This window comes from Microvirga sp. CF3016, assembly GCF_036314085.1.
Lineage (GTDB): Bacteria > Pseudomonadota > Alphaproteobacteria > Rhizobiales > Beijerinckiaceae > Microvirga.
This window is the reverse complement of the sequence record NZ_JAYGGM010000001.1, coordinates 235,911-259,448: the sequence shown is the minus strand read 5'-3', so window position 1 is coordinate 259,448 and position 23,538 is coordinate 235,911. Positions and strand designations below refer to the sequence as shown.

Here is a 23,538-nt window from a genome sequence, read left to right as displayed (position 1 = left end):
TGCTTGAATAGGTTAAATCCCAAAATATCAGATGATTTGCAAAATGCCTATTGATTTTGCAATCCTCTGAGCGGATAGTCCAGTCAAGACGCAGATCAATGCGCCGAAATATGAAGGAGAGGAAATCATGGGATTTGAGATCAATCGGCGCGTCCTGATGGCTGCAGGTGCGGCGCTTCTGGCTTGGGGCGTGACTGGGCCGGCCGCCGCCCAGACACCGACGAACTTGAGATTTTCCGCCGTCTTCTCGGAGCAGGACATCCGGGCCGAGATGATGAAGCGCTTCGGCGAGGAGGTGAAGGCTCAGGGGTTCACCCTTCAGCCCTATTACGGCGGCACCCTGTTCAAGCAGGGCACCGAACTCGTTGCCATGCAGCGCGGCAACCTCGAGATGGGCAACATCGCACCGCAAGACATCTCCAATCAGGTTCCGGAGTGGTCCATCGTCACATCCGCCTATCTGTTCCGTGATGCCGACCACCTGAAGAAGGTGTTCGCGAGCGATGTCGGCCGAGAGCTCAAGAAGATGGCCTCGGACAAGCTGGGCATTCATATCCTCGGGCCGACCTATTTCGGTGCCCGGCATGTGGGACTGAAGCCCAACAAGAAGATCAACAAGCCCGAAGACCTCGCCGGTATCAAGCTGCGCATGCCCGGCGGCGATGCTTGGCAGTTCCTGGGGCAGTCCTTAGGGGCCAACCCCACGCCGATGGCTTATGCCGAGGTTTATACCGGACTGCAGACCGGTGCCATCGACGGTCAGGACAACCCGCTGCCGAACGTGCAGAACATGAAATTCTACGAGGTGATGTCCCAGGTCGCGCTGACCTCGCATCTCGTCGGCTTCGATTTGTTGGCCGTGTCCAACAAGGTCTGGAATGCCATGTCACCTGAGAAGCAGGCCGCCTTCCAGGCTGCTGCCGACAAGGCCATCGAGTGGAGCACGCAGGAGCATCTGAAGAAGGAGGCGGAGCTCGCCACCTTCTTCAAGGAGAAGGGCCTCGAAGTCTACACGCCCGACCTGAAGGCCTTCCGCGAGTTCGCCCAGAAGAAGTACCTGGCTTCCGATCTCGCGAAGAGCTGGCCGGCGGGCATGCTCGACAAGATCAACGCCATGTAAAGCTTTCTCGGCCGCCGGAGGCGACGCCGCGGCGGCCTTTTCACAAGTGTTCAGTGCCTTCTCATGAAGGGAACAGCTTTCATGAACTCATCCTTGCGGGCCATGGGCTCATGGCTGGAACGGCGCGCAGAGAACATTGCCGCCGCCATGCTGGCCACGATATTCGCGGCCTTCCTCCTGCAGATCGCCTTCCGGTATCTTCTGGGGTTGCCCATCGGATGGACGCATGAGATCAGCGTCGTCCTCTGGCTCTGGCTCGTCCTGTGGGGCGCAGCCTTCGTCGTCAGCGAGCGTGAAGAAATCCGCTTCGACATCATTTACGGGGCCGTCGGCCCTGGATCGCGTCGGGTGATGGCGCTCATCAGCTCATTCGCCGTGATCACGCTCTACACCATCTCGCTTCCGGCTGTCGTCGACTACGTCACCTTCATGAAGGTGGAGAGGTCCAGCTACCTCAAGATCCGCTTCGACTGGCTGTTTTCGATCTATATCGTCTTCGCGGTTGCCACCATCATTCGATATATCTGGATCGCCTGGCAGGCCGTGCGCGGCGTAGCGCCGGATGAGTTCGATCCCACCAAAGCGAGTTCCGGCGTATGAACCTGGCAAGCCCCTTCTCGATCTCGCTCGTTGCGATCACCGCCCTCGCCTTCCTCGGCCTGCCGATCGGCCATGCGATGATCGCGGGCTCGATCCTGTACCTACTCCTGGCCGGACTTGATATGGGAACAGCCGCCGAGCAGCTGCTCAACGGCATGTACTCCAACTACGTCATCCTGTCGGTGCCACTGTTCATTCTCGCCGCGGAATTCATGAACATCGGTAGCATGACGGACCGTCTCATGGCGTTCTGCAACGCTCTGGTCGGCCGCTTCCGCGGCGGCCTCGCCCAGGTGAACATCCTCCAGAGCATCATCTTCGCCGGAATGTCCGGCTCGGCCATCGCAGATGCCGCCGGCACCGGCCGCATGATGCAAGCCATGATGACCCGTGACGGACGGTATCCGGGAAGCTATGCGGCCGCTCTTACGGCTGTCTCATCGGTGATCGGCCCGATCATCCCGCCATCGATCCCGATGGTTCTCTATGCCCTGGTGTCCGATGCCTCCATCGGCTTTCTCTTCCTCGGCGGCGTCGTACCGGGCCTGCTGATGGCCCTGAGTCAGATGATCATCGTCGCTACCACGGCGCGCGCCAGGAACTTTCCCGTCGAGAAGCCTGTGCCGCTGCGCAAGCTGCCGCGGATCACATGGGAGGCTTTTCCATCCCTTATGATGCCTGTCGTCCTGCTCGGCGGCATCTACAGCGGCGTGATGACTCCCACCGAAGCGGCGGCCGTCGCAGCCGGTTATGCTCTTCTCATCTCGGCCGGGCTTTACCGCAGCGTAAGCTGGCGCGACTTCTACAATGCGCTTGCCGTCAGCGCGCGGACAACCGCCTCCATCGGCATGCTGATCGCCGGCGCTCTCGTGTTCAACTATGTCATCACCGTCGAGAATATTCCGGAGGGCGTGAAGGCATTGCTCGCCGGCTGGAATCTCTCACCGGTCGGCTTCCTGATCTTCGTCAACATCCTGCTTCTGCTCCTCGGCTGCGTGCTCGAAGGAACGGCCATCCTGCTCATCGTCGTGCCGGTCTTCATTCCGACCGCACAGGCTCTAGGCATCGACCTCGTGCATTTCGGTATCGTGGTCGTGGTCAACATCATGATCGGCTTGGTCACGCCACCCTACGGGCTGCTCCTCTTCATCATGGCGAACATTTCCAGCGAGCCTTTGCGTGACATCGTACGCGACTCACTGCCGTTCCTCTTCGCGATGGTTGTCGCCCTCGCCATTATGACCTTCGTGCCCGAAACCGTGCTCTGGCTGCCTCGTCTCTTCGGCTACCAGGGATAATCTTACCCCATGCAGAGAAGCCATCCATGAGCAAGCCGATCTATATTCTCAACGGGCCCAACCTCAATCGGCTCGGAACTCGGGAACCGGAGATCTACGGTCATACGACTCTGGCCGAGGTGGAAGTCATGTGTCGGGAGGCGGCATCCGGACACGCAATCGTGTTCAGGCAGTCGAACCGCGAATATGAGATTATCGATTGGGTGCATGAGGCGATCGAAGAGGGCAGCAGCGGCATCATCATCAATCCCGCCGCCTTCACCTTCACCTCTATGGCGATCATGGATGCCCTGAAGATGTTTTCAGGACCAATCATCGAGTTGCACATCTCGAATATCCACAAGCGCGAGCCGATCTATCACAAATCCTATGTATCCCTGGTCGCGACGGCTGTGATTGCGGGTCTCGGCACCAAAGGATATCCGGTGGCCGTGGGCGCCATGGTCGAGATGATCGGCCCGCGGCTGGCGAAGGCGTGACATCAATGGCAAGCGCCCCCTCATCCGAGCTGCATTCTCGGACCGGTGACGCCTCAGGCACATGGCGCCATCCATCCGTCCTCGTTGGCTTGGTGGGCACTGGGATTCAAGCCTCCCGGACGCCGGCTCTCCACGAGAAGGAGGGTGCCGAGCAGGGCTTGCGCTATATCTACAAATTGATCGACCTGGAGGCTCTCGGTCTTGATGCGGGCATGCTCCCGGAGATCCTCACGGCCGCCCAGCGCTTCGGATTTGCCGGCCTCAACATCACACATCCCTGCAAGCAGACCGTGATCCCTCTTCTCGACGAGCTGTCGCCTGACGCGACGGCGCTCGGGGCCGTGAACACGGTCGTCCTGAGAAACGGCCGGCGCGTCGGACACAACACCGACTGGTGGGGATTTGCTGAGAGCTTCCGGCGTGAGCTGCCCGACGTGTGTCGCGACCGGGTCGTCCAGTTCGGCGCCGGTGGCGCAGGTGCTGCGGTCGCGCATGCCCTCCTTACGCTCGGGGCGGGCGAAGTCGTCATTATCGACACGGATGCACATCGTGCCAGAGACCTCGCCGCGGCCTTGCGCGCACGGTTCGGCGAAGGCCGTGCCTCTTCCGGCAGTTCGCCCTCAGAGGCACTGGCGTCAGCCGACGGTATGGTCAACACGACGCCGCTCGGCATGGCAAAATACCCCGGCATGGTCATTCCCGCCGAACTGCTTCGTCCCGACCTGTGGGTTGCCGATATCGTCTATTTCCCGCTGGAAACGGAATTGCTGCGCCAAGCCCGTGCCCGCGGCTGCAGCACCCTGTCCGGCGGCGGCATGGCCGTCTTCCAGGCCGCCGGCGCGTTCCAGCTCTTCACCGGCCTACAGGCAAATGCGGAGAGAATGCTCCGGCATTTCAGCGATATGTGACACGGAAGATCGCGACTGCGTGAAGGCTTGAACTCTGCTGACATCATCAACCGGGTCATAAGGAACAACCTGAAGTCTTATGCCATCGCCCATCGAAACCGCTGCACAGCGGCGGGGCGCAAAGGAGAAGGCTTCGTCGCCATGCTGCTGCTGAACCCTGCTGCTGTTAAAGGACGGCGTCGATCATCAGGCCGCCTCCTGCGAATAACGGGCAACCAACTCGCGCTTGAGAACCTTGCCGCTGGGATTAATCGGCAACTCGTTAACAAACACGATGCGCCTCGGGCGCTTGAACGGCGCAAGTTCCTGGCTGGCGCGGCAGTACTGTTCGATGGTTTCCGCCGTCAGGTCCGGGCTTCCCTTGATGATGAAAGCGGTTACCACGCTGCCCCATTTCGGATCGGGAATGCCGACGACGGCGGCCTCCTGTACGCCTGGGCACCGGTACAGGATATCTTCGATCTCTCGCGGGTAGATGTTCTCGCCACCGGAGACGATCATATCGTCAGCCCTGCCCCGGAACGTATAAAAGCCTTCGACATCACGGCTGAACATATCGCCCGTCATCAGCCAGCCGTTGCGCAGCTTTTTCGACGTCTCAAGTGGATTGTTCCAGTATCCCGTCATCATCTGCGGCCCGCGCACGAGGAGTTGGCCAACTTCACCCGGATCCACCAAATCGTCAGGATCGCAATCTCCATTCGCCCCCACACGTGCGATACGGCAGTTCGTGATCAGGGTAGGCTTGCCACAGGAACCGAGATGGCTCAACGCGTCGTTCGGATGCAGCAGCAACGTGAGGCTCGCCTCCGTCATACCATAACCATTATAGATATTTGGGCAGAACCGCTCGATAACCTGTTGCATCGTGGAGCTCGCGATCGCAGCACCACCGGTCGTAATCATGCGCAGGGACGAAACATCGAATTCCGCAAAACGTGGATGGACCAGCATTTCCTGGATCTGCGTCGGGACCGCAAAAAGCGTCGTAATCCGCTCTGTCTGGATGGCCTCGAGCGTCTTGAACGCCTCATACCGCTCCAAAATGACGTTCGCACCGCCCACCATCATGTGGGGATTGAAGTAGGCCTGCATCCCGCCGACATGATAAAGCGGTGCGATGTGGAGGGCAACGTCCTGATGCGACAGCTTGTATTCCATCGTGCAGTTCTGCGCGATCGCCACGTCGTTGGCGTGCGAATGCATGACGCCTTTTGGTTTGCCCGTGGTTCCAGATGTGTAGACCAAAGCCGAGAGCTGTTCCGGGCGGATGTCCAGGCGATTGGATGAAAGCGGCGCATGCTGCTCGGCCAAGGTATCGAAGTGGTAGTGGCTTGGCGGTCGATCGGAGGGATCGCCACCGTAAGCGATATAGGCATGCACGCTGCTCACGCTTTCGGCGACCCGAAGCACAGCATCCTGGAGATTGCGACCGTAAACCAAAACCCGCGCACCGGAATCCCGGAGAATGTAGGCCACCTCGCCCGAGGCAAGACGGAAATTCATCGGCACGGCCACCGCGCCAAGTAGCTGGCACGCGAAGTATGTCGTCGCAGAGGCCTCGGAGGTATTGAGGAAATAGGCGACGCGATCGGACGGACGCACTCCCATGTCGGCCAAAGCGCCGGCGAGACGAACGACGCGCTCATACCAGGCCTGGTACGACCAGCGCCGGTCGCCATGGACCAAGGCCATCCGCTCAGGATATTTCTCGACGCTCTGGAGAAAGAGATTTGCGATCGTGGACATGCTGGTCGCTTCAAAGGTTGGGCTTTAAGGTGGGGAGATCGCTTGAGGCGATGAGATAGCGCGCCATCTCGGAGGTGCCGCCGACGATCGGAAGGGCACGCGCATCGCGGTAAAGCTGCTCGGCACGGCCATACTCTTTTGTGATGCCGTCGCCGCCGAGGATCTGCACGGCCTTGTCGGCACAGTACACAGCCGTTTCCGTAGAGACGAGCTTCGCCATCGCAGCCGGCTTGGCAAGATCCTTGCCGGTGATCCCGGCATCATAAAGCTTGGCGGCACGATAGGTCAGGAGTTCAGCTGCATCGATTCGCCAGCTCATTTCGGCGATCGTGCTCCAAATCAACTGCTTGGATCCAAGTTTCTGGCCGAAGGCTTCGCGGGTTTGCGCATGATCCTGAGCGATCTTGAAGGCGGCTCGCGCCACGCCGAGCCCTGACCCGCCGAGGATTGCGCGTTCGAAATTGAACATGCTCACCATGATGCGGGTGCCCTGCCCGGGCTCTCCGAGCAGATGGTCGCGCGGCACGCGCACATTCGTCATTTCCACCTCGCCGACAACGCATCCGCGCCGCCCCATGAAGGTGTACCGCCGTGGAAAGCTCAATCCCGGCGTTCCGGCCGGCACGACCACAGCCGAAAGGCCCTTGCCGGCCGCTGCATCGGGATCGGTGACTCCGTACATGATGTAGACATCCGCTACGCTCGCGTTGGAGATGTAACGCTTGAGACCGTTGATGACCCACTCCTGTGACGTTTCATCGTAGACAATGCGGGTCTGCAGGCGGGATGTGTCGGACCCAGCCGTCGGCTCGGTGACGCCTATCGCGCCGACGGCCTTCCCATTGATGATCTCACCAAGATAGCGCTCTCGTATCTCTGGTGTGGCATATCGATGGAGCGGATAGGCGCAGCTCAAGGCAGTGCCGATGGTAGTTTCGAATGCGTAGTTGATCGCTGCCGCCTCTTCGGACAGGATCGTGGCATGGGTCAGACCGGGATTTCGCAGCCATCCACGATACAAGTCCTGGAACATCAAGGCGAGGTAGCCGGCCTCTCCCAACGAACGCACGACGGCCTTGACGGCGTCCCAACTGTCGTCGCTCTCGATGGCGAATGCCCGAGGCTCAAGTTCACGCATCAGGAAGGCGCGCACTTCAGCGCGGAACCAACGATCCTCATCGTCGAGAATAAAATCCTGGATGCCACTCATGAAGCTGTTCCGTCAGCAAGATGGGTAAAGGCGCGAGCCAGGAAGGAAGCGGCTCCATCCCTCACTGTTGGGAGCAGGAAGCGCGCCTGACGCACGCTGTCGTAATCGATCGTGGCTGTGATCATGGCCTCTTCGTCACCGGCCTGAGCGATCGCATGCCCCGTCGGATCGAGAATGCGTGATCCACCCCAGAATGTCAGACTGCCCTCGCGCCCGACGCGGTTGGCGAGAACGAGTGGAAACCCATAGGTCATCGCATGAAACCGCGTATTGACCGTCCAGCCCTCGCTGTTGTCGAAAAATTCCCCGACGGCCTCCCGGGCGGAACTGACAGGCGCAAGAAGCAGGCTCGCACCGCTCATGGCGGCCAAATGGACCAGGGCCGGATTCCACAGGTCGGCGCAAATCATCACCGCTGCCTGCCAGGGCGTCCTTAGGGGGTGTACTTTGAGGCTCTGCCCGATGCCGAAGAACTTTCCATCTTCCAACTGTCCATAGGTGGCGAGATTGATCTTCCGATGGAGAAGCCTGACCTGACCGTGCGATAATCCAAAAGCGCTGTTGAAGAACAACGCCCCTGGTGCCTCCTCGACGGCGCCAACGATCGTGAACATGTCGCCACTCGCCATGCTCAACTCGCGGAGGATTGCGTGGTCTGCTGTCATCGCAAGGCGCGGCGCCTCGCGTCCTCCCGAGTGGCCGACCAAGGATAGTTCCGGGAAGAGCAGGATCTGAACGCCGGCGGCACGCGCATCGTCAATCACGGAGAGGTGCTTGCGACGGTTCGCATCGAGATCCCCGAGAGGTGTTTCAATCTGAGCAGCTGCGATTTTGAGCATGGGTGCCGCGTGCGGAGCGTCAAAGGATGAGAGGCTGGAGCCCCGCCGCTCCAGCCTCTCGACGTCAGATGAGGCCGCTGGCCTTCAAAAAGTTCGTAGAGACTTCCTCGATGGACTTCTTGTCGACATCGACGCTGGCGTTGAGCTTTGCCATTGTGTTGTCATCGAGTTTCGCGGACAGGCCGTTCAGCAACTCGGCTAGCTTCGGGCTGCCGTCCAATGCCTGCTTACGCACGACGGGCGTGAGTGCATAGGATGGAAAGAAATTCTTGTCGTCCTTCAATACCACGAAGTTGAAGGCCGGAATTCGCCCGTCGGTCGCGAACGCCAGAGCGACGTCGACTTGACGCTCCTTCAGGGCCGAATAGGTGAGCCCCGAGTCCATGCGCTTTACGTTTGCCCGGCCGAAGCTGAACTTGTAGGCTTCCTCGAGCGGCTTGAGCCCATCGGGGCGTTCCGCGAACTCGGCGTTGCTGGCGAACGTCAACTTGGCGCCTCCGTTCACCTTTCCAGCCAGATCGCTGACCGACATGATACCGTTCTTTTCAGCGGCATCCCGGTTCATGACAAGCGCGTAAGTGTTGTTGGCGCGGGACGGATTGAGCCAAACGAGTCCCTTCTGCGTATCCAATTCCTTGACGCGCTTGTAGGTTTCCTCCGACGAGAGCTTGTCGTTGACCTTGTTGTAGGTGATGAGCGACGTACCGGTATACTCCCAGTAGACGTCGACCTGACCACTCTCCTGAGCTTGCCGAAGAACCGCGCTTCCCATCCCGGCGCGCTTGTCAGCCTTGAAGCCCTTTGCGTTCAGGAGCTGGGCCGTCATTTCGGCCATGATCTGCTGCTCCGTGAAGTTCTTCCCGCCGACGACGACAGGCGTTTGGGCAAAAGCGGAATTGAGGCCCAGCACAGCGAGCGTTCCGGCCGCCAGAGCGAGGCGACGATTAAGATATTTCATGTTGTTTTCTCCCTTTGAAATGGCCGAAGGATCGATCTCCTGGCCTTATGTCTCCGGCATCACGCCCCGCGGCACCACAAGCCGCGTGACGAGAGCGATGACGAAGTCGGTGGTGACGGCGAGCATCGCCGTCGGAATCGCGCCGGCGAGCATCATGCCGGGTTCGCTGAGATCGATGCCGGTAAAGATCAGCTCGCCAAGACCGCCTCCGCCGATCAGAAAGGCAAGCGGCACGGTCCCGACATTGACAGTCACTGCGGTTCGGATGCCGGCGAAGATCACGTAGAGGGCATTCGGCAGTTCAACGCGCCAGAGAATCTGCCAAGGCGTCATGCCCATGCCGGTCGCGGCTTCGACAAGGTGGGCCGGCACTTCGAGAAGGCCAACATACGTGTTGCGCACGATGGGGAGAAGCGTCATGAGCCAAAGGGCGAAGATCGCGGGCGGGGCTCCGATTCCGAGGACGCTCATCGACAGGGCCAGAACCGCGAGGGTCGGGATGGTCGTGCCGACATTCAGGGTCTGCATGACGGGTTCCGCAATCCCGCGAAAGGCTTTGCGGCTCAGAACGACGCCGAGAGCCACACCAATCAGGATGGCCAGGCCGCCGGAGACGGCCGCCAGTTCTATATGTTGGACGGACAGGAAGGCGATATCATCCCATCGCTTGGCGATATCGTCCAGGAGGTCCATGGCCTGGGCCGCCAGCACCGCAACGACCAGCCCCGCTGCGATCATCAGTCCCCTGACCGGCAGCCGGACTTTCGAAAGCCGGCCGATTGCGATGGCGGCCCCCATCTCCTTGGTCATGCGACGGCTCCGTGCTGGATCGGCACAGCGCTGGCGCCATCCAGCTCGTGATAGGTCTCGCCCAGCCGGCGCATGATACTCGCCTGAGTCACCTGGCCGATGAAGCGGCCGTCCCGGTCCACACAGGCAAGCCATGCCATGCCGTGCGTGAACATGAGCGATACGGCAGTTCGCAGGTCGGCATCTGCAGGGATCACGGCCGGGAGCGGCCTTGCCTTCGAGGACACGAGTCCCATACGGCCGCTTGAATCCTCTTCGTGGAGCCAGCCGCTTGGAGTGCCGGCGGCGCTCAGGACCACGATGCTGTCGCTTCTGTGTTCGCGCATGAGGGCATGCGCACGCCCGAGTTCATCGGTCTCGCGGACTGAAGGAGCATCTCGATCGCTGGCCTGCTCGACCCTTACAAGCCGAAGACGCTTGAGGGTGCGGTCCTGGCCGACGAAGTCGGCAATGAAGGAATTGGCCGGGTGGGCCAGGATATTGTTGGGCGTATCGAATTGCTCGAGCTTTCCCGCTCGGAAGATGGCGATTTTATCTCCCATCTTCACAGCCTCGTCGATGTCATGACTGACGAACAGGATCGTCTTGCGCAGAGTCTTCTGCATGCGCAAGAACTCGTCCTGGATGATCTCGCGGTTGATTGGATCGATGGCGCCGAACGGCTCGTCCATGATCATGATCGGAGGATCGGCCGCCAGGGCGCGGGCGACGCCCACGCGCTGCTGCTGGCCGCCTGAGAGCTCGCGCGGGAAGCGATGCAGGAACGTTGCCGGGTCAAGGGCTACGAGATCCAAGAGTTCTGCGGCGCGCCGTTTGGCCTTCGCGTCGTCCCATTTGAGCAGCCGCGGGATGACACAGATGTTTTCCTCTACTGTCATGTTTGGGAACAGGCCGATTTGCTGAATCACATAGCCCATGCCACGCCGGACCTCGACAGGGTCCATCGTATCCGTATCGCGCCCTCCGACGATGATCTTGCCCGACGTCTTCTCGATGAGGCGGTTGACCATCTTCAAGGTGGTGGTTTTCCCGCATCCGGAGGGACCGAGAAGAATGCAGATCTCGCCGGTCGCGACTTCCATGTTGATCCTATCAGCCGCGATGACGGATCCGAATTTCTTTGTGAGATCTTCAAGTCTGATCATAAGCTTCTCTCCCTCACACACGCAGGCCCGCGGGCGTGAGACAGCGCTGAACCCATTGGAGGCCGTAATCGGCGATGATCGCCAGCAAGCTGACGCACACGGCACCCGCAATGAGTTGCCGGCTGTCGGTCTGCGAGATGCCGCGGCTGATCAGGGATCCCAACCCCCCGGCTCCGATATAGGTCGCAATGGCGGTCACGCCGATGTTGATGACAACCGCGACCCTTATGCCAGCCATGATGACCGGCACGGCGATCGGCAATTCCACCTTGCGCAACCGCTCCAAGGCAGTCATGCCCATGCCGCGGGCAGCTTCGCGCAGGGCGGGGTCCACATTGTTGATGGCTGTGTAGGTGTTGCGAATGATCGGCAGCTGCGAATAGAGCAGGACGGCAATCACGGCGGGCAAGTAGCCGATTCCCTGACCGATCAGCGACAGAATGGGGATCAGGATGCCGAAGAGCGCAATGGACGGGATCGTCATCACAATCGCTGCAATGTAGAGGACGATATCGGCAGCCCGCTTACTCTGCGTGATGCCAATCCCGATCGGCACGCCCGTTAGAACCGCGAGACCCACTGCCACGCCGACGATGGACACGTGCTGTCCTGTCAAGAACAGAATGGTCTGCGCATTCTCGCGCATGAAAGACAGCGTTTCCATCCCCTGAACCCTCGGCGCATTTTTGCGCTCTGTTCTAAGGTGGCACAGGTTGATGGACAAAACTCTCCTAAAACCGCCCGTTATTTGCCTGAAATCGACATATGACGGCGTGCCTGTCGGGGCGTTTGCTGAAACGCCCGTCGAAAGCAGCGTCCGAAATGAGAGAGACTGGTAAAGCCGCAGCGCAAGGCGACTTCGGTCAACGGTGTGTCGGTCTCGCTCAGGAGGCGCTTGGCCTCCCGTAGCCGAAGGTCCTGGTAGAAGCGGGCTGGGGTCGCTTGGAGGTGGCTGACGAAAAGCCGTTCCAAGTGCCGTTCTGTGACACCGGATCGGGCAGCGATCAGGTTGATCGGAATTGGCTGTCCGATGCAGTTCTCCATGAGGGTCAGTGCCGTTACGAGAGCCGGGCTGGTCGTTCCGTAGCGTCCAATGATGTCGGTACGCTGGGTGTCCTCGGCTGAGCGAATATGAGTATGCAGAAACTGTTCCGCGACCCCGGCGGCCAGCGACGAACCGAATTGACGCGCGATGAGAGCAAGCATCATGTCGAGACCGGCAATCCCTCCGCCGCAGGTGAACCGCTTACGGTCGATGACGAACAGCGTCCGGCTGGGCTTGAGGTCAGGGAACTCTTCCGTGAGATCCTGGGCCATCTCCCAATGGACTGTAAACCGATACCCCTTGAGAAGCCCAGCCCGAGCAAGCAAAAGGCTCGCGGTGCTCACCGCCCCAATGTCACATCCGCGGTGCTCCTGTTGCCGCAGCCATCTGAACACTGCAGTTTCGCGATATTCCGCCACATTGAGACTCGCGACCACGACGACGGCATCGAATCGAACCGTCATGTCCAAGCCACCATCTGGTTGAAGCCGAAATCCGCTGCTCGAAGGAACGGGTTCTCCCGAAGGGCTGATCAGATGCCATTCATAAAGGCTGCGCGCCGCGAGGCGGTTGGCCGCACGCAGGGGCTCACTCGCGGCGCTGAGCGCCATAAGGGAAAATCCCGGCAAGACCAGAAAGCCGAAGCGAATTGGCCTCAGGTTCTCTCGATCTCCGTCCATGGTTTGAACCTCCCCCACATACCCTCAAGGGAGCCTCTGGATGAATCTCGGGCAGTGCATTGACCGTCCGCAAAACATCCTCCACGAACCGTCGCTGATGACGCTATCCCTACTTAAGTCATCGAGTTGAAGGAGTGATGGGCCCGGCGAGAGAGGATGCCGGTCTTCAGGATCCTTGCATAGCAACGGTTTCAGCGACGACGCGACCCCAGTGTTAAACGTCGTGTTCAACAGTGTTCAACACCCCAAAAGATCCTATCCATCGTTCTTGTGGACAGTCGTGGACTTTACATGGGGCCATCGTCCCAACCAAAGCAACGTCGGCGATCGCGTGAACGACCGAATTCGGCACAAAAGCGGCAAAGCGATCGTCACCCTGCGGGTGAAGTCCGGTCGGCAGCTCTCTCCAAAGTCCTCAACGCTTCAAGGGTCTTCACTGCGGACTCGTCCCCAAGCCTCGCCTTGAGTTGCTCGAAGGCCGTATTCCAGATTGGCAGAGCCTGGTCCAGCAGCCGGTCGCCTTCCGGCGTCGTTCTGAGGCGCTTCCCGGCACGGCCCCGCGTCGCGTCCTCATGCACTAAGCCACGGGCACGCAGCACTGCGATATTGCGCACAAGGGTCGAGGCATCGGTCGCCAGCAGCTCGGCGAGCGTCGCGACAGATGTGCCGGGGTTTGACCGGATCGTCACCAACAGGGAGAACTGCGTCCCCTGCAATCCGACCGCCTTGAAAGCATCGTTGAAGTAGCGGCTCAAGATCCGGGCCGTCCGGAGCGCTTGGTAGCCAAGGCACTCGTTCATAGCTCTAAGCAATAGAGTTTCAGTATCCATGGTTTGTCATCTGCAATTAATCATGTATATGCAGCATTATCTGCCATCAAGATGGAATATACCGTAATGCGCATCGTCGTAACTGGAATGGGCATCGTCTCACCCCTTGGCTGTGGAACAGAAATCGTCTGGAAGCGACTGGTCGCAGGCCAGTCAGGGATACGACGCCTCCCGGACGAGGTCGTCTTCGACGTGCCAAACAAAGTGGCCGGTGTGGTGCCGTCGATCAACGAAGACCCGGAAGCTGGCTTCGACCCGGACCGTTACATTACAAGCCGCGACCAGAAGCGGATGGACCGCTTCATCCAGTTCGCCGTTACCGCAAGCGACGAAGCCCTCTCACAGGCAGGGTGGAAACCCGAAACAGAAGAGCAACAGGAACGGACCGCGACTGTCATTGCCTCCGGCATTGGCGGCTTCCAAACCATCATCAATGCCGCGCGGACGACAGAGACACAAGGCGTTCGGCGCCTATCGCCCTTTACCGTGCCCTCCTTCCTGGCCAACCTTGCCGCTGGCCAGGTCTCGATCCGCCATCACTTCAAGGGTCCGCTCGGAGCTCCCGTGACCGCCTGCGCTGCCAGCGTCCAGGCGATTGGGGATGGTGCGAGGCTGATCCGCGCGGGCGAAGCGGACGTCGTCCTGGCCGGCGGATCCGAGGCGTGCATCGATCGCGTAAGCCTGGGCAGCTTTGCAGCCGCGAGAGCCTTGTCTACCAGCTTCAACGACAGTCCGGCAGCCGCATCGCGCCCCTTCGACAGCGACCGTGATGGCTTCGTCATGGGCGAAGGAGCCGCGTCCCTGGTTCTTGAAAGCCGGGACCATGCCATGGCCCGCGGCGCCACCATCCTGGCCGAATTGGTCGGGTATGGCACGAGTTCCGATGCCCACCACATCACGGCGGCCCCGGAGGACGGGGCGGGAGCACAACGGTCGATGCGCACGGCACTCGCGCAGGCTCAACTCCGCCCCGGTCAGGTGGGCCATCTCAACGCCCACGCCACATCGACGCCGGTCGGGGATGCGGGGGAACTCGCGGCAATGAAGGCAGTGTTCGGTAACGGACAGGGTCCGGCCATCACGTCCACCAAATCCGCAACAGGTCACCTGCTTGGAGCTGCAGGCGCAGTGGAGGCAGTCTTCACGATCCAGGCGCTTCGCACGGGGATGCTGCCGCCGACCCTGAACCTTTATAATCCTGATCCGGCAGCCGAAGGGCTCGATCTCATAGCGCAAGCCACCCGAGCGCAACGAGTGCGCTACGCCATGTCCAATGGTTTCGGATTTGGAGGCGTGAACGCCTCCGTAGTCTTCGCTGTGTAAGGGGCAAGGCCGGCGCACAAGCATCGGGAAGAGGCTGTCCATGACATAATCAATCTGGTTGTCGCGACCGGGAAATGCGACGTGCGCGAACTGAAGCGCAATGGCACTCGCCTCGTGCCTCGAAGAGTTCGCCGGCCCCTCCGACATTGTTGCTTTGGGTGGGTTCGTTGTTCCCCGTCGCCAGAATTGAAGCACACTCCCCGAAAGGCGTGAGCCGCCCGTCTGACCACACTGATCATGTCTTTCGCTTATGCCCTTTGGAATGTCGTCTCAGGGTCCGGAAGCTACCGAGATAGCGCTCGTCAACCGTGCGGATCGCCCGCAGCAGTGACGGGGGCAGATCAGGCCGCAGCACCAGTGGCTTGATGCCGGTCCATGCCGCTTCGATGTGACCAACAAGGCGCGCCTGGACACGCATTCCCTCACTGCCCACAACCTTTCCGGAGCCGATCCAGCCGGCCACCAGAGCCCGTTCACGTCCCGCGCTCTGCCATGTCCGAGGCACGGGCCCGAACCTGGATCAGTTGGTCTATTCGGGTGTCCGAAGGCGGCATCAGAACTTCAAGTGATGTGCTCGTGGCCCTCACCTCGTCGATAAGTCCTGTCACCGTCGGAGCGGCGTTCTGAACCAAGTCCTTGGGCCGTTCCAAGAGCCGCTTCGCCAAGCCATCATCCACCCAGGCTCGGAACGACTTCAAGCGGGCGTAGGCCTCCTGAGCCTTTCGCGAAGATTTTGCGGCTCGCGAGCGCAGCGGCAACCAGCGCCAACACTGCAGTTGTCGAGATGATTATTGGAATTAAAAACTACGTACTTGCAAATTTTATCATAATAAAAAATCGTCCGCTGGCATGTAGAAGCGGTCAAATATTCAAGCTTATTTTCGCTGACGTCAGATTTTATTTTGGAATTAATTTGGTAATGCAAATTTCTTATCGCTGATAAGACCCATCGTTGGGCACGCCGGGGCTTTGCACGCGATGGCAAGACGTCCACGGCGCGCGCCTCGTTCCAGTCCGGATAGAGGGAAGGGACCACAGTTGGACCATTCGCTCTTTGTTGTGGCGCAAAGAGCCTTGCGGGCTCTGGCGATTTATCCCCGGTCGGCCCCGCGTTCCTGGCCCGGTCGCTCGCTGCTTACGCGGTGATGCGGAAATCCGTCTCTTCGGCATCGCCAAGGAGCCACCATTGCTGGGCTTTCCTGGATCAAATCGATGAACGCAGCCGTCGCTCGGATCACGATGGGCGGCGGCAAACAACGAGCCCGTAACTTGGTCCAGATGGCCATCGTGCCACGCTGGCGGAGCGCGCGACGTCACATCTCCGCCCTCTCGGCAGGCGTCCATCGCCCTGAAGCGCCGTTCAGGCCGAATGGCAGACGATCATGATCCCGGCCTGCGGAGGGTGGTCGGCAACGGCTGGCTTCCGAAGTCGACGCTGGAGCGCTGCAGCACGCGCCCCGTCCCATCGACGATAACACGGAGGCGCCGTTGGGCATGAAAGAACGTGAGCCTGAAGCGACCTTCGTCCTCGCCGATGCCGCGCTCGCACCTGCTGGTGATGTCGCCGCAGCGCAGCAGGTCCAGGACTTCGAGGGGCCCGAGCCCTAGACCTTGGGCAAGGATCGAGGCGTCGATCTGGATCGTCCCATCGCCGATCATTATCTCGGGCATAACCGCCTCTCTGAGGAATAGTCAGATCGGTGACAAGCGCACGGCAGGCCACCAATTCCTTGCCAAATCTACGCCATGCGCCTCAGCAGGATCACGTCGGTGTCATTCGCGTGGTCGATCAACAGTTGCCGAACGCGCTCCTGCCACAGCCGCTGAAACTCCCGCGCCTCCCCCGGCGAGACCTCCTCTCTCACGATCCTCTGAAACAGAGAGCGCGCATCCGCATGAAGAGGCACCGCGGCAGCGTTCAAGCTTGCCACCACGGCAAGGCCCGTGTCGCGACGGGTGAACTGGATCTCCCCATCGATGTCAGCCCCATAGCTCAGCCGGTCGCGTCGTTCGAAACGTCCTGCAATGCCCTTGAACCCGCCCGCCCCCGCTGCCCCCGTGAGGAGGGCAGCCACCGCGGCGATCACGCCCGTCACTCCTGTCGCAGCATCCTGGCCGAGCCTGATGTCGACGTCGCCCCGTACGGGGAACGCATCTCCGTACAGCCACCTGAGTGATCGCAGCGTCATTAGATAGGCGCCAGCCACGGTGGGCACGAATGCCCGGTGAGCTTGACGGCATCGAGGTAGCAGTACTCGACCAAGCCATCCTCCGAGGCGCCGAGAAATGCGCCCAGAGGCTCGTATACCGTGAGGCGGGGGGCCTCGTCGAAGAAGCTTGGATATCTCATCAAGTTCACCGGATCACTCATGGCTTCCCACTACCGTGATCCTGCGCCTTGCTCGTTGCTCTGGCTCAATGAGGGTGAAGAAGTTGGTGCGGCCACTGCCACCCGCTCTGGCGGGACATACGATGGCGTGAACCGCATGGCACCTAAACCCGAGCCCTACAGCATCGCCGATCAGGCCATCGCGCGCAGGTCAGGCCGGATCCGGGACAGGCCGGGATTGGCGGTAGGCCAGCGGATCATCCATGCGGCGCCCCTTGACGCCCGCCAATCGCGCCGGTGCTGGAGGCCATCGAATCTCGACACAGGAGGCGCCTTGCCGCCACCAGTGCCGCGGTGTCGGGCCGTGGTCACTTCCGCCGCTGCAGCCCGGGCTGACTCCGCTTGAACCAGGTCCCAGGCGGGATGGGCCGCCCTCAGGCCATGACAGTCGCGCTCCGGCGGCAACCGCAAGACCGGAAAGCTGGAACATCAGACGTGCCCGGAATAGCGCCGGACAGCAGCAGCGCACGTCGGTAGCTGTTTGCCGGATCTTTGCGCCAGGGCAACGAAGCCCCGGCAGCGCTGTGTTTTCTGAGCTGCAAGGAGCCTAAGAAGCCTATGATGCAGCCCCTGTCCGAGCTAACTCCCCTGATCGACGCGCTCTCCATCGACGAAGCCGGCTTTGACCGGCTTGTTGTGGCCTATCCCGTCTATCGCCGCTTCGCGGGCGTGCTCATGCGGGAGGACACGGCAACGCGTCTCTCGCTCGTCGACATCGCCCACCTGGGCGGGATCACACCCGCCGCGGTGCTTGCCGCAGCCTGCGGCACGGCAGGCGCGCCAGATCCACACGGACAGTCCAGAGCCTCGCTTCCTGCCGAGGGCCGCCCGGCCTGGGCAGAGGGAGCCGGTGAGGCGCACGCCCGCTTCGATGCCCGTCCGCTCCTTGAGGCCGGGCACGAACCGCTGCCAGACCTGCTCGACTTCGTTGAGGACGCGCCAGATGCCGTTGTGCTGGTTGTCGACTTCACCTTGCATCCACAGCCTCTGCGGCGCCTCCTTGAGGGCCGGGACTACGATAGCGCAGCCGAGTGCCTGGGGCCGGACCATTGGCGTGTCTATCTGCGCCGGCGAGCGGAGGGGCGTCGATGAAACAGGTGTCGGCCGAGATCGGCGCTGACACTCAGATGCCGGAGACCAGACCGTCCCGTCTCCTCACTCGGATCCGCACGGTCATGGGAGCCCTCGACCTGGACTGCAGATGCCGCGGCAAGGTCGATGCCGCGCTGGAGCGGTTTGAGACGCTGGAGACCCGTCGTCAGCTGCGCGGACTAATCTTGGATGCCCGCCATCAGGCGGAACGCATCGCCGCTCTGCTCGAACTCGTTGGCGAACTCGATACGATCACGATGGATGAGCCCGACCTCAGCGTCTTCACCGAAATCGCGCTTCTGTTCGAAGACATCAGTGCGGCAGCGGCCCGCGGGGCCGAGGACATGGTCCGAGCCGGAAGCCTTGAGCGGTGAGGTTCGATCAGGGCTCCCAACATCGGCCAGGATTGACGGCGAGGGATGCCGACCTCGCCTCCGGGCGGCTGACCGGATCTTGGATCGAGTACCGCCTTTTGTTGAGTGCCCGCCAAGATATGACACGCATCCGACGCGGACAGCGCATCGTCCGGACATATGGATCCGGTTATTCGCCGACGCGGCCCTCCGGATCGTGACCAACGATGTTCCGGCCTCTCAGGGATGAAGAGCAGGTTCGGGCGCCGCCTGATCGTGGGGTGTCTCGGTCCATTGCTCAACGCAGACGCGACCCCGGCCGGACCTCTTGGCGTTGTAGAGCGCCGCGTCGGAAGCCGCCAAGTGGCCCTCGTGTTCATCGCCTTTCGTGGGCCGGGCTGTGGCGATACCGATGCTGATCGTCACGCCATGAAACGAGCTGCGTTTCTGCTCCATGCCCAGCCCATTGACGGCATCAAAATCCAATAAGGTCATCGGCTATGACCTCGGCATCAGCCCCGCACGGTCGAGATGCTACCGGGCGAACGTCATGGCCAAGATGCAGGCCGGCTGCCTGTCGGAGCTCGTCCGCCTGACGCTCATGATCGGAGCTTGAGCAGCTTGAGCCTAGTCTCTACGGACAATTCCTGAATAGGATCTTCGCAGGCGGTTGACACATATCAAGCCATGAGGCCCGCGAAGGGGATATACCGGTCGGCGCCCAGATCAGGATCCTGTCATGCCTGCAGTCCCAGGACTGGTCCTTGTCGTCGAGGACGATGCGGCCGTCCGGAAGTCATTGAAGTTCGCGCTTGAGCTTGAAGGCTTGAGTGTACGCCTCTACGAGGACGGCGGGCGGCTGCTGGCAGACAGGGACCTGCCGTCCCAGGGCTGCCTTGTCATCGACTACCACATGCCCGACATCGACGGCATCGATCTCATCAGGCGGCTGCGCGGCCGCCACATTGAGCTGCCTGCCATCCTGATCACCTCCAAGGCGGCTCCATGGCTGCGCGAACTCGCCCTGCAGGCAGGTTTCCAGCAGATTCTGGAGAAGCCCCTCGAAGACGAGTCTCTCCTGGACGGCATCCACAGCGCCCTGGCGGGCACGGTGAGACCAGCCCGCTTGGTCTGAGGCGAAACTCCGTAGAACACCTTAAGGGAAGGATCTGAATTTCAGGGACCCTGCGCAGGCCGTACTGATAAGCCTACGTCAGACATCGATGAGGAATGGGCCCATGCAGACCGCCGTTAGAACCGACACCTTTCTGCCCGCCCCGGCCCCTGCCCTCCTCCCGGTTTCGACTCTGCTCCGGCCGGAGCGGGAGGTCCCCATACTCAGAACAATCCGCGCCTTCACGAAGGATGAGGAAATCTTCATGGAAGGTGACAAGGCCATCTTCGTGTACAAAGTCGTGTCCGGTGGGGTGCGGACTTGCAAGCTTCTCAACGACGGGCGCCGCCAGATCGCGGCCTTCCATCTGCCTGGTGACTTCTTCGGCATCGAAGCCGGTCAGGAGCACCGGTTTACCGCCGAGGCCCTTGGGGATACAAAAGTGATCATCTATCGACGACGTGGCCTGGACGTCGTCTCGGGTGGGGAGGCACTGTCTCAGGAGTTCATGACAGCCGTGATGCGGGCGCTCGAATGCGCCCAGGCTCACATGCTGCTTCTCGGGCGCAAGAGCGCTCAGGAGAAGATCGCTGCGTTCCTGCTCGATCTGGCGGAGCGTGAACTTGACCACGGGCACATCGCTCTTCCCATGGCGAGGATTGATATCGCTGACTATCTGGGCCTTACTATTGAGACTGTGTCACGCACCCTCACGCATCTTGAGCGGCAGGGCATCATTGAGTTGTCGGCCCACCGGCGAGCCATCGCGCTGAACGACAAAGCCGCCTTGCAGCGTCTCAACGCTTAAACAGCCGCCCCTCGCTGGCTGTGTCCCCATCAGGATCAGCGGTTTGTATAGCGTCTTCTCTGGCGGTGACATCAAGCCATGCCTGTCGCCCGGCCACAGCTCCCCGCGCAGGCTTGCCGTTGCCTTGGCTGCAATCCCCAGTGCGGGCGCCGCACGACGACGATCCGCTTTATCCTGTCCGATCAGGCGATGCCAGCGCCGCAGCAAGTTGTAGCCTGCTGTATGTACAATCGCTGCAGCGCCGTTTTGGCACTCGATCTAAGGCTATTCACGTCACCGACGGAAAGCGGAGGCGGGACACGAGCCTGGAGCCGGTATCGTCAACGTCTAACGGCGCGACTGCAGGCACAGGAGACCTATTCCGTTCAGGCTCAGCTCCTCTGCAGCCCTTATAGGAACAAATAATAGTCCCAGCACGCCCGCGCTGCACCAGACAAGGATCAAACTGACACGGCCATGCGACATCTCCTGGATATCCAGGGATGCATCAGTCACGTCCAAGTTCAACCTCTGACGGGCCCACTTGCCCTGCCCGTCATGACGCCGCTGCAGCCTGTGCAAGGGACCAGGACTCGATCTGCTCGGATGTGGTCGCGAAGAAGGCGACGTGTCCTGCAAAGATGTGCCACTGAGGCAGAAGCAGTTGACTGACCGCGATCACCATCGGAATTCCGGCCGTGGCCGCGGCACCGATCTCATGCAGAATGCCCCGGCCTTCGGCTTCCAGATGGCCAAATCTGTTGATGAAGAGAACATCTGGGCTTGTCGCTAGGGCCTCGCGCACCCAGCCGGCTGCCTCGGCTAAGCCCGACGGGTCAAGGCGGCATCCCAGGGCTTCTGCTCCCCGCCTCTCGAAGACCTGGATACGGCGCCCGGTGCCGATGTCTTCGAGGACCAGGGTCGCACACGAAGAGATGTCGCCGGGCTTCCCGTCCTGCAGAAGGCCGCCCACGTGCAGGCCCATCGCCCGTAACCGCTGGGCCGTATGACGCAACATAGAATCGGGGCGTTTGCTTCGGTCGTAGACGACGATGCAGATGCTTCTGGTTTCGGACAAGGCAAACCTCCGGAGGGGTCTTTTCTAAGGACTTCACGCAAGCCGGAACGCCTGCACCAAGTCCGGGTTGGTCTCAGCCAATCTCCGCAACCGGAATAACGCGAACCTCGTGCCCTCCTTCCCCTGCGCCCCGTACGTAAGCGGCCGCCACGGCATGGCAGAAGTGTCGGCTGTCGGTGGACGGATGGCCTTGGATGATAACGATCCGGGTCATGCCGGCTCCTTCGACGAGTAGCTTAGGAGCTAATGTGCCAGCAACACGGGACGATCCGAGATCGTCAGCATGTCGAGGGTCGCACCGCCGAAGATCTGTTCACGCAAGCGGGTGTGACCGTAACCGCCCATGACGACGAGATCAGCGGAGACACGGTTGGCTTCTTCGAGAATAACGTCTGCAACCCGACGGCCTTGGCTTGCAATCGTGATGATTTCGGGCGTCAAACCATGACGGGTAAGGTGGGCCCTGATCTCCGATCCGGCTTCCAAGCCCGTCCGAGGATCGACTAGGAGGACAACGACGCGGGCTGCCCTCTCGATGAAGCTCAGTCCCTCGCGCAGCGCCCTTGCGGCCTCACGGCTGCCGTTCCAGGCGACGAGGACCGTCTCACCCGGCCCCTTCCGAGCATAACCCGGGGGGACGATCAAGAGACCGCGTCCGCTGCCGAAAAGAACGGTCTCGACCAGATTCAGCCAGACAGGCTCGTCTCCTGCGCCGTAGGGGCGCGTGGTCACAAAGAGATCAGCATAGCGGGCCTGCTCCGCCGTCCTGATCGGCAAGGCGCCGGAGGTCCCGTCGAAGCGGCGCAACTCGGTTGGGACCTGCAACCTGGCAAGCCTCTCGGTCAGGCGCTTTGCCGTGGCATCGCCCTCCTTGCGAGCCTGCTCTTCAAATTCGGACACGACGTGAACGACGGCAGCGGCACCTCCATCGAAAGGCATGGCAATCGAAAGATCAGGCAGGGGATTGGTGAAGATGCCGATCAGGTGCGCGCGCTCGGCAGACGCAATGGCTTGCCCGTATCCGAGCCGGATCTCGTCCTCGAGGCCTCCGTCCAAATGCACCATGATGTCCTTGACCATCGCCCACTCCCGTTATCTGCCCGGCGAGAAAGGATGTCGCCAGAGCACCACACTCGGCCATTATCGGGCTGACCCAGGCAGGATGCTTTGATCCAGCGCAACGTATCAAGCGACCGCGCTGTCTTGGTGGCATGTTCCGCGCTTCATGCGGATGGACAGTTGGATAATGAAGGGACAGCTCGGACGATCCTTACTCTTAAAAACACAGGGATCGCAGAACAGTTCAAGGTCAATTCCCAAAGCTGCAATTCCCAGCGTTCCCGGGTATGCCAATGCCGGCATCGGTGCGGCATAATCTCGGATGCTGCCGCGTGGGCAGCTTCGAGAGTCGCCTGAGGGCATCGACTCATGTCGATGTGGTACGGCGAGTGGCATTGCTCACGCTGTCTCTCCTAACGGGCAGATCCATTCTTAAGCAGGCCCGGCGGGTTCTTTGTCCCAATTCAATCAACCAACCGAACAACAGCCTTTCATGAGGCTTGGTGCGACCTTTGATTTTCCCTCGATGGCTATTGGGACACACTGCAGTTGCCCAATTTGCCGGCATGGAAACTCGTGGGGATCCTAGTGAGCTCGCCCTCCCCTTGTTGCACAACCCCATGTCAGCTCCAAAAAGCCGCCTGGATCACCATGCAGGAGACCCCTTGCTCG

General features: G+C 60.9%; 27 protein-coding genes. 11 read left to right on the top strand and 16 right to left on the bottom strand.

Annotated features, from left to right (window positions below; genetic code table 11):
- Positions 1 to 127: 127 nt before the first annotated feature.
- From VB672_RS01410 to VB672_RS01390, 5 genes are all read left to right on the top strand, one after another.
- Positions 128 to 1,120 carry a sialic acid TRAP transporter substrate-binding protein SiaP gene (locus tag VB672_RS01410; RefSeq protein WP_329782376.1) on the top strand — a complete coding sequence of 331 codons (993 nt, stop codon included), beginning with the start codon at positions 128 to 130 and terminating at the stop codon, positions 1,118 to 1,120.
- Positions 1,121 to 1,201: 81 nt separating this feature from the next.
- A complete protein-coding gene (locus VB672_RS01405; protein ID WP_329782375.1) occupies positions 1,202 to 1,720 on the top strand; it encodes a TRAP transporter small permease in 519 nt (172 codons plus the stop codon).
- Positions 1,717 to 3,018, top strand: coding sequence for a TRAP transporter large permease (locus VB672_RS01400; RefSeq protein WP_329782374.1), 1,302 nt, complete (start codon positions 1,717 to 1,719; stop codon positions 3,016 to 3,018). Before VB672_RS01405 ends, VB672_RS01400 begins: the two co-directional genes overlap by 4 nt.
- Before the next feature lie 26 nt (positions 3,019 to 3,044).
- On the top strand, positions 3,045 to 3,497 hold the full coding sequence (locus VB672_RS01395; RefSeq protein ID WP_329782373.1) for a type II 3-dehydroquinate dehydratase: 453 nt from the start codon (positions 3,045 to 3,047) through the stop codon (positions 3,495 to 3,497).
- A gap of 5 nt (positions 3,498 to 3,502) precedes the next feature.
- Complete coding sequence (locus VB672_RS01390) at positions 3,503 to 4,405, top strand: shikimate dehydrogenase (protein WP_329782372.1); 903 nt, start codon at positions 3,503 to 3,505, stop codon at positions 4,403 to 4,405.
- A 186-nt stretch (positions 4,406 to 4,591) separates the two neighbouring features.
- On the opposite strand, the gene VB672_RS01385 is transcribed toward VB672_RS01390, so the two are convergent.
- The 9 genes from VB672_RS01385 to VB672_RS01345 form a co-directional block, all read right to left on the bottom strand.
- Positions 4,592 to 6,154: a class I adenylate-forming enzyme family protein gene (locus VB672_RS01385; protein ID WP_329782371.1), complete on the bottom strand. Its 1,563-nt coding sequence runs from the start codon at positions 6,152 to 6,154 to the stop codon at positions 4,592 to 4,594.
- 10 nt (positions 6,155 to 6,164) lie between these two features.
- Positions 6,165 to 7,364, bottom strand: a complete 1,200-nt coding sequence (locus tag VB672_RS01380) for an acyl-CoA dehydrogenase family protein (protein ID WP_329782370.1) — start codon at positions 7,362 to 7,364, stop codon at positions 6,165 to 6,167.
- Complete coding sequence (locus VB672_RS01375; RefSeq protein WP_329782369.1) at positions 7,361 to 8,203, bottom strand: nitrilase-related carbon-nitrogen hydrolase; 843 nt, start codon at positions 8,201 to 8,203, stop codon at positions 7,361 to 7,363. The genes VB672_RS01380 and VB672_RS01375 overlap by 4 nt, the downstream gene beginning before the upstream one ends.
- A 64-nt stretch (positions 8,204 to 8,267) precedes the next feature.
- The gene (locus VB672_RS01370) at positions 8,268 to 9,161 is read right to left on the bottom strand and encodes a glycine betaine ABC transporter substrate-binding protein (protein WP_329782368.1); all 894 of its coding nucleotides are present in this window, start codon (positions 9,159 to 9,161) and stop codon (positions 8,268 to 8,270) included.
- Between the two features lie 45 nt (positions 9,162 to 9,206).
- Positions 9,207 to 9,971 (bottom strand): ABC transporter permease, encoded by a 765-nt coding sequence (locus VB672_RS01365; RefSeq protein WP_329782367.1) that lies wholly within the window; start codon positions 9,969 to 9,971, stop codon positions 9,207 to 9,209.
- Positions 9,968 to 11,116: an ABC transporter ATP-binding protein gene (locus VB672_RS01360; RefSeq protein WP_329782366.1), complete on the bottom strand. Its 1,149-nt coding sequence runs from the start codon at positions 11,114 to 11,116 to the stop codon at positions 9,968 to 9,970. Before VB672_RS01360 ends, VB672_RS01365 begins: the two co-directional genes overlap by 4 nt.
- Positions 11,117 to 11,129: 13 nt before the next feature.
- Complete coding sequence (locus VB672_RS01355) at positions 11,130 to 11,840, bottom strand: ABC transporter permease (RefSeq protein WP_329782365.1); 711 nt, start codon at positions 11,838 to 11,840, stop codon at positions 11,130 to 11,132.
- Between the two features lie 20 nt (positions 11,841 to 11,860).
- A complete protein-coding gene (locus VB672_RS01350; protein WP_329782364.1) occupies positions 11,861 to 12,841 on the bottom strand; it encodes a GlxA family transcriptional regulator in 981 nt (326 codons plus the stop codon).
- A 371-nt stretch (positions 12,842 to 13,212) separates the two neighbouring features.
- Complete coding sequence (locus VB672_RS01345; protein WP_329782363.1) at positions 13,213 to 13,641, bottom strand: MarR family winged helix-turn-helix transcriptional regulator; 429 nt, start codon at positions 13,639 to 13,641, stop codon at positions 13,213 to 13,215.
- A 96-nt stretch (positions 13,642 to 13,737) separates the two neighbouring features.
- Here VB672_RS01345 and fabF point away from each other — a divergent pair, with 96 nt between their 5' ends.
- A complete protein-coding gene (fabF, locus tag VB672_RS01340) occupies positions 13,738 to 14,994 on the top strand; it encodes a beta-ketoacyl-ACP synthase II (protein WP_329782362.1) in 1,257 nt (418 codons plus the stop codon).
- Positions 14,995 to 16,374: 1,380 nt separating this feature from the next.
- Here the strand turns inward: fabF and VB672_RS01335 are convergent.
- The 3 genes from VB672_RS01335 to VB672_RS01325 form a co-directional block, all read right to left on the bottom strand.
- Positions 16,375 to 16,665 (bottom strand): DUF6522 family protein, encoded by a 291-nt coding sequence (locus tag VB672_RS01335; protein WP_329782361.1) that lies wholly within the window; start codon positions 16,663 to 16,665, stop codon positions 16,375 to 16,377.
- Positions 16,666 to 16,733: 68 nt separating this feature from the next.
- On the bottom strand, positions 16,734 to 17,183 hold the full coding sequence (locus VB672_RS01330) for a hypothetical protein (RefSeq protein WP_329782360.1): 450 nt from the start codon (positions 17,181 to 17,183) through the stop codon (positions 16,734 to 16,736).
- A complete protein-coding gene (locus tag VB672_RS01325; protein ID WP_329782359.1) occupies positions 17,183 to 17,344 on the bottom strand; it encodes a hypothetical protein in 162 nt (53 codons plus the stop codon). Before VB672_RS01325 ends, VB672_RS01330 begins: the two co-directional genes overlap by 1 nt.
- A gap of 597 nt (positions 17,345 to 17,941) precedes the next feature.
- Here VB672_RS01325 and VB672_RS01320 point away from each other — a divergent pair.
- Complete coding sequence (locus VB672_RS01320; protein WP_329782358.1) at positions 17,942 to 18,475, top strand: hypothetical protein; 534 nt, start codon at positions 17,942 to 17,944, stop codon at positions 18,473 to 18,475.
- Complete coding sequence (locus VB672_RS01315) at positions 18,472 to 18,849, top strand: hypothetical protein (protein ID WP_329782357.1); 378 nt, start codon at positions 18,472 to 18,474, stop codon at positions 18,847 to 18,849. Before VB672_RS01320 ends, VB672_RS01315 begins: the two co-directional genes overlap by 4 nt.
- Before the next feature lie 219 nt (positions 18,850 to 19,068).
- On the opposite strand, the gene VB672_RS01310 is transcribed toward VB672_RS01315, so the two are convergent.
- The gene (locus VB672_RS01310; protein ID WP_329782356.1) at positions 19,069 to 19,323 is read right to left on the bottom strand and encodes a GGDEF domain-containing protein; all 255 of its coding nucleotides are present in this window, start codon (positions 19,321 to 19,323) and stop codon (positions 19,069 to 19,071) included.
- On the opposite strand from VB672_RS01310, the gene VB672_RS22590 reads away from it, so the two are divergent.
- The 3 genes from VB672_RS22590 (at position 19,283) to VB672_RS01300 (ending at position 20,750) form a co-directional block, all read left to right on the top strand.
- The gene (locus tag VB672_RS22590) at positions 19,283 to 19,444 is read left to right on the top strand and encodes a LuxR C-terminal-related transcriptional regulator (protein WP_442931883.1); all 162 of its coding nucleotides are present in this window, start codon (positions 19,283 to 19,285) and stop codon (positions 19,442 to 19,444) included. The genes VB672_RS01310 and VB672_RS22590 overlap by 41 nt on opposite strands.
- Positions 19,445 to 19,567: 123 nt before the next feature.
- Positions 19,568 to 19,963, top strand: a complete 396-nt coding sequence (locus VB672_RS01305) for a response regulator transcription factor (RefSeq protein ID WP_329782355.1) — start codon at positions 19,568 to 19,570, stop codon at positions 19,961 to 19,963.
- 88 nt (positions 19,964 to 20,051) lie between these two features.
- The gene (locus VB672_RS01300) at positions 20,052 to 20,750 is read left to right on the top strand and encodes a helix-turn-helix domain-containing protein (RefSeq protein WP_329782354.1); all 699 of its coding nucleotides are present in this window, start codon (positions 20,052 to 20,054) and stop codon (positions 20,748 to 20,750) included.
- A gap of 535 nt (positions 20,751 to 21,285) precedes the next feature.
- On the opposite strand, the gene VB672_RS01295 is transcribed toward VB672_RS01300, so the two are convergent.
- From VB672_RS01295 to VB672_RS01285, 3 genes are all read right to left on the bottom strand, one after another.
- Positions 21,286 to 21,807: a DUF2478 domain-containing protein gene (locus VB672_RS01295; protein ID WP_329782353.1), complete on the bottom strand. Its 522-nt coding sequence runs from the start codon at positions 21,805 to 21,807 to the stop codon at positions 21,286 to 21,288.
- Between the two features lie 73 nt (positions 21,808 to 21,880).
- Positions 21,881 to 22,021, bottom strand: a complete 141-nt coding sequence (locus tag VB672_RS01290; protein ID WP_329782352.1) for a hypothetical protein — start codon at positions 22,019 to 22,021, stop codon at positions 21,881 to 21,883.
- Positions 22,022 to 22,050: 29 nt separating this feature from the next.
- Positions 22,051 to 22,887: a universal stress protein gene (locus VB672_RS01285; protein WP_329782351.1), complete on the bottom strand. Its 837-nt coding sequence runs from the start codon at positions 22,885 to 22,887 to the stop codon at positions 22,051 to 22,053.
- Positions 22,888 to 23,538 lie beyond the last annotated feature (651 nt).

Bases quoted from the DNA above. Each gene is read 5' to 3' on its own strand.
- VB672_RS01410 (WP_329782376.1), top strand. From the start codon at position 128: ATGGGATTTGAGATCAATCGGCGCGTCCTGATGGCTGCAGGTGCGGCG.
- VB672_RS01405 (WP_329782375.1), top strand. From the start codon at position 1,202: ATGAACTCATCCTTGCGGGCCATGGGCTCATGGCTGGAACGGCGCGCA.
- VB672_RS01400 (WP_329782374.1), top strand. From the start codon at position 1,717: ATGAACCTGGCAAGCCCCTTCTCGATCTCGCTCGTTGCGATCACCGCC.
- VB672_RS01395 (WP_329782373.1), top strand. From the start codon at position 3,045: ATGAGCAAGCCGATCTATATTCTCAACGGGCCCAACCTCAATCGGCTC.
- VB672_RS01390 (WP_329782372.1), top strand. From the start codon at position 3,503: ATGGCAAGCGCCCCCTCATCCGAGCTGCATTCTCGGACCGGTGACGCC.
- VB672_RS01385 (WP_329782371.1), bottom strand. From the start codon at position 6,154: ATGTCCACGATCGCAAATCTCTTTCTCCAGAGCGTCGAGAAATATCCT.
- VB672_RS01380 (WP_329782370.1), bottom strand. From the start codon at position 7,364: ATGAGTGGCATCCAGGATTTTATTCTCGACGATGAGGATCGTTGGTTC.
- VB672_RS01375 (WP_329782369.1), bottom strand. From the start codon at position 8,203: ATGCTCAAAATCGCAGCTGCTCAGATTGAAACACCTCTCGGGGATCTC.
- VB672_RS01370 (WP_329782368.1), bottom strand. From the start codon at position 9,161: ATGAAATATCTTAATCGTCGCCTCGCTCTGGCGGCCGGAACGCTCGCT.
- VB672_RS01365 (WP_329782367.1), bottom strand. From the start codon at position 9,971: ATGACCAAGGAGATGGGGGCCGCCATCGCAATCGGCCGGCTTTCGAAA.
- VB672_RS01360 (WP_329782366.1), bottom strand. From the start codon at position 11,116: ATGATCAGACTTGAAGATCTCACAAAGAAATTCGGATCCGTCATCGCG.
- VB672_RS01350 (WP_329782364.1), bottom strand. From the start codon at position 12,841: ATGGACGGAGATCGAGAGAACCTGAGGCCAATTCGCTTCGGCTTTCTG.
- VB672_RS01345 (WP_329782363.1), bottom strand. From the start codon at position 13,641: ATGAACGAGTGCCTTGGCTACCAAGCGCTCCGGACGGCCCGGATCTTG.
- fabF (WP_329782362.1), top strand. From the start codon at position 13,738: ATGCGCATCGTCGTAACTGGAATGGGCATCGTCTCACCCCTTGGCTGT.
- VB672_RS01335 (WP_329782361.1), bottom strand. From the start codon at position 16,665: ATGCCCGAGATAATGATCGGCGATGGGACGATCCAGATCGACGCCTCG.
- VB672_RS01330 (WP_329782360.1), bottom strand. From the start codon at position 17,183: ATGACGCTGCGATCACTCAGGTGGCTGTACGGAGATGCGTTCCCCGTA.
- VB672_RS01325 (WP_329782359.1), bottom strand. From the start codon at position 17,344: ATGAGATATCCAAGCTTCTTCGACGAGGCCCCCCGCCTCACGGTATAC.
- VB672_RS01320 (WP_329782358.1), top strand. From the start codon at position 17,942: ATGATGCAGCCCCTGTCCGAGCTAACTCCCCTGATCGACGCGCTCTCC.
- VB672_RS01315 (WP_329782357.1), top strand. From the start codon at position 18,472: ATGAAACAGGTGTCGGCCGAGATCGGCGCTGACACTCAGATGCCGGAG.
- VB672_RS22590 (WP_442931883.1), top strand. From the start codon at position 19,283: ATGCCCAGCCCATTGACGGCATCAAAATCCAATAAGGTCATCGGCTAT.
- VB672_RS01310 (WP_329782356.1), bottom strand. From the start codon at position 19,323: ATGACCTTATTGGATTTTGATGCCGTCAATGGGCTGGGCATGGAGCAG.
- VB672_RS01305 (WP_329782355.1), top strand. From the start codon at position 19,568: ATGCCTGCAGTCCCAGGACTGGTCCTTGTCGTCGAGGACGATGCGGCC.
- VB672_RS01300 (WP_329782354.1), top strand. From the start codon at position 20,052: ATGAGGAATGGGCCCATGCAGACCGCCGTTAGAACCGACACCTTTCTG.
- VB672_RS01290 (WP_329782352.1), bottom strand. From the start codon at position 22,021: ATGACCCGGATCGTTATCATCCAAGGCCATCCGTCCACCGACAGCCGA.
- VB672_RS01285 (WP_329782351.1), bottom strand. From the start codon at position 22,887: ATGGTCAAGGACATCATGGTGCATTTGGACGGAGGCCTCGAGGACGAG.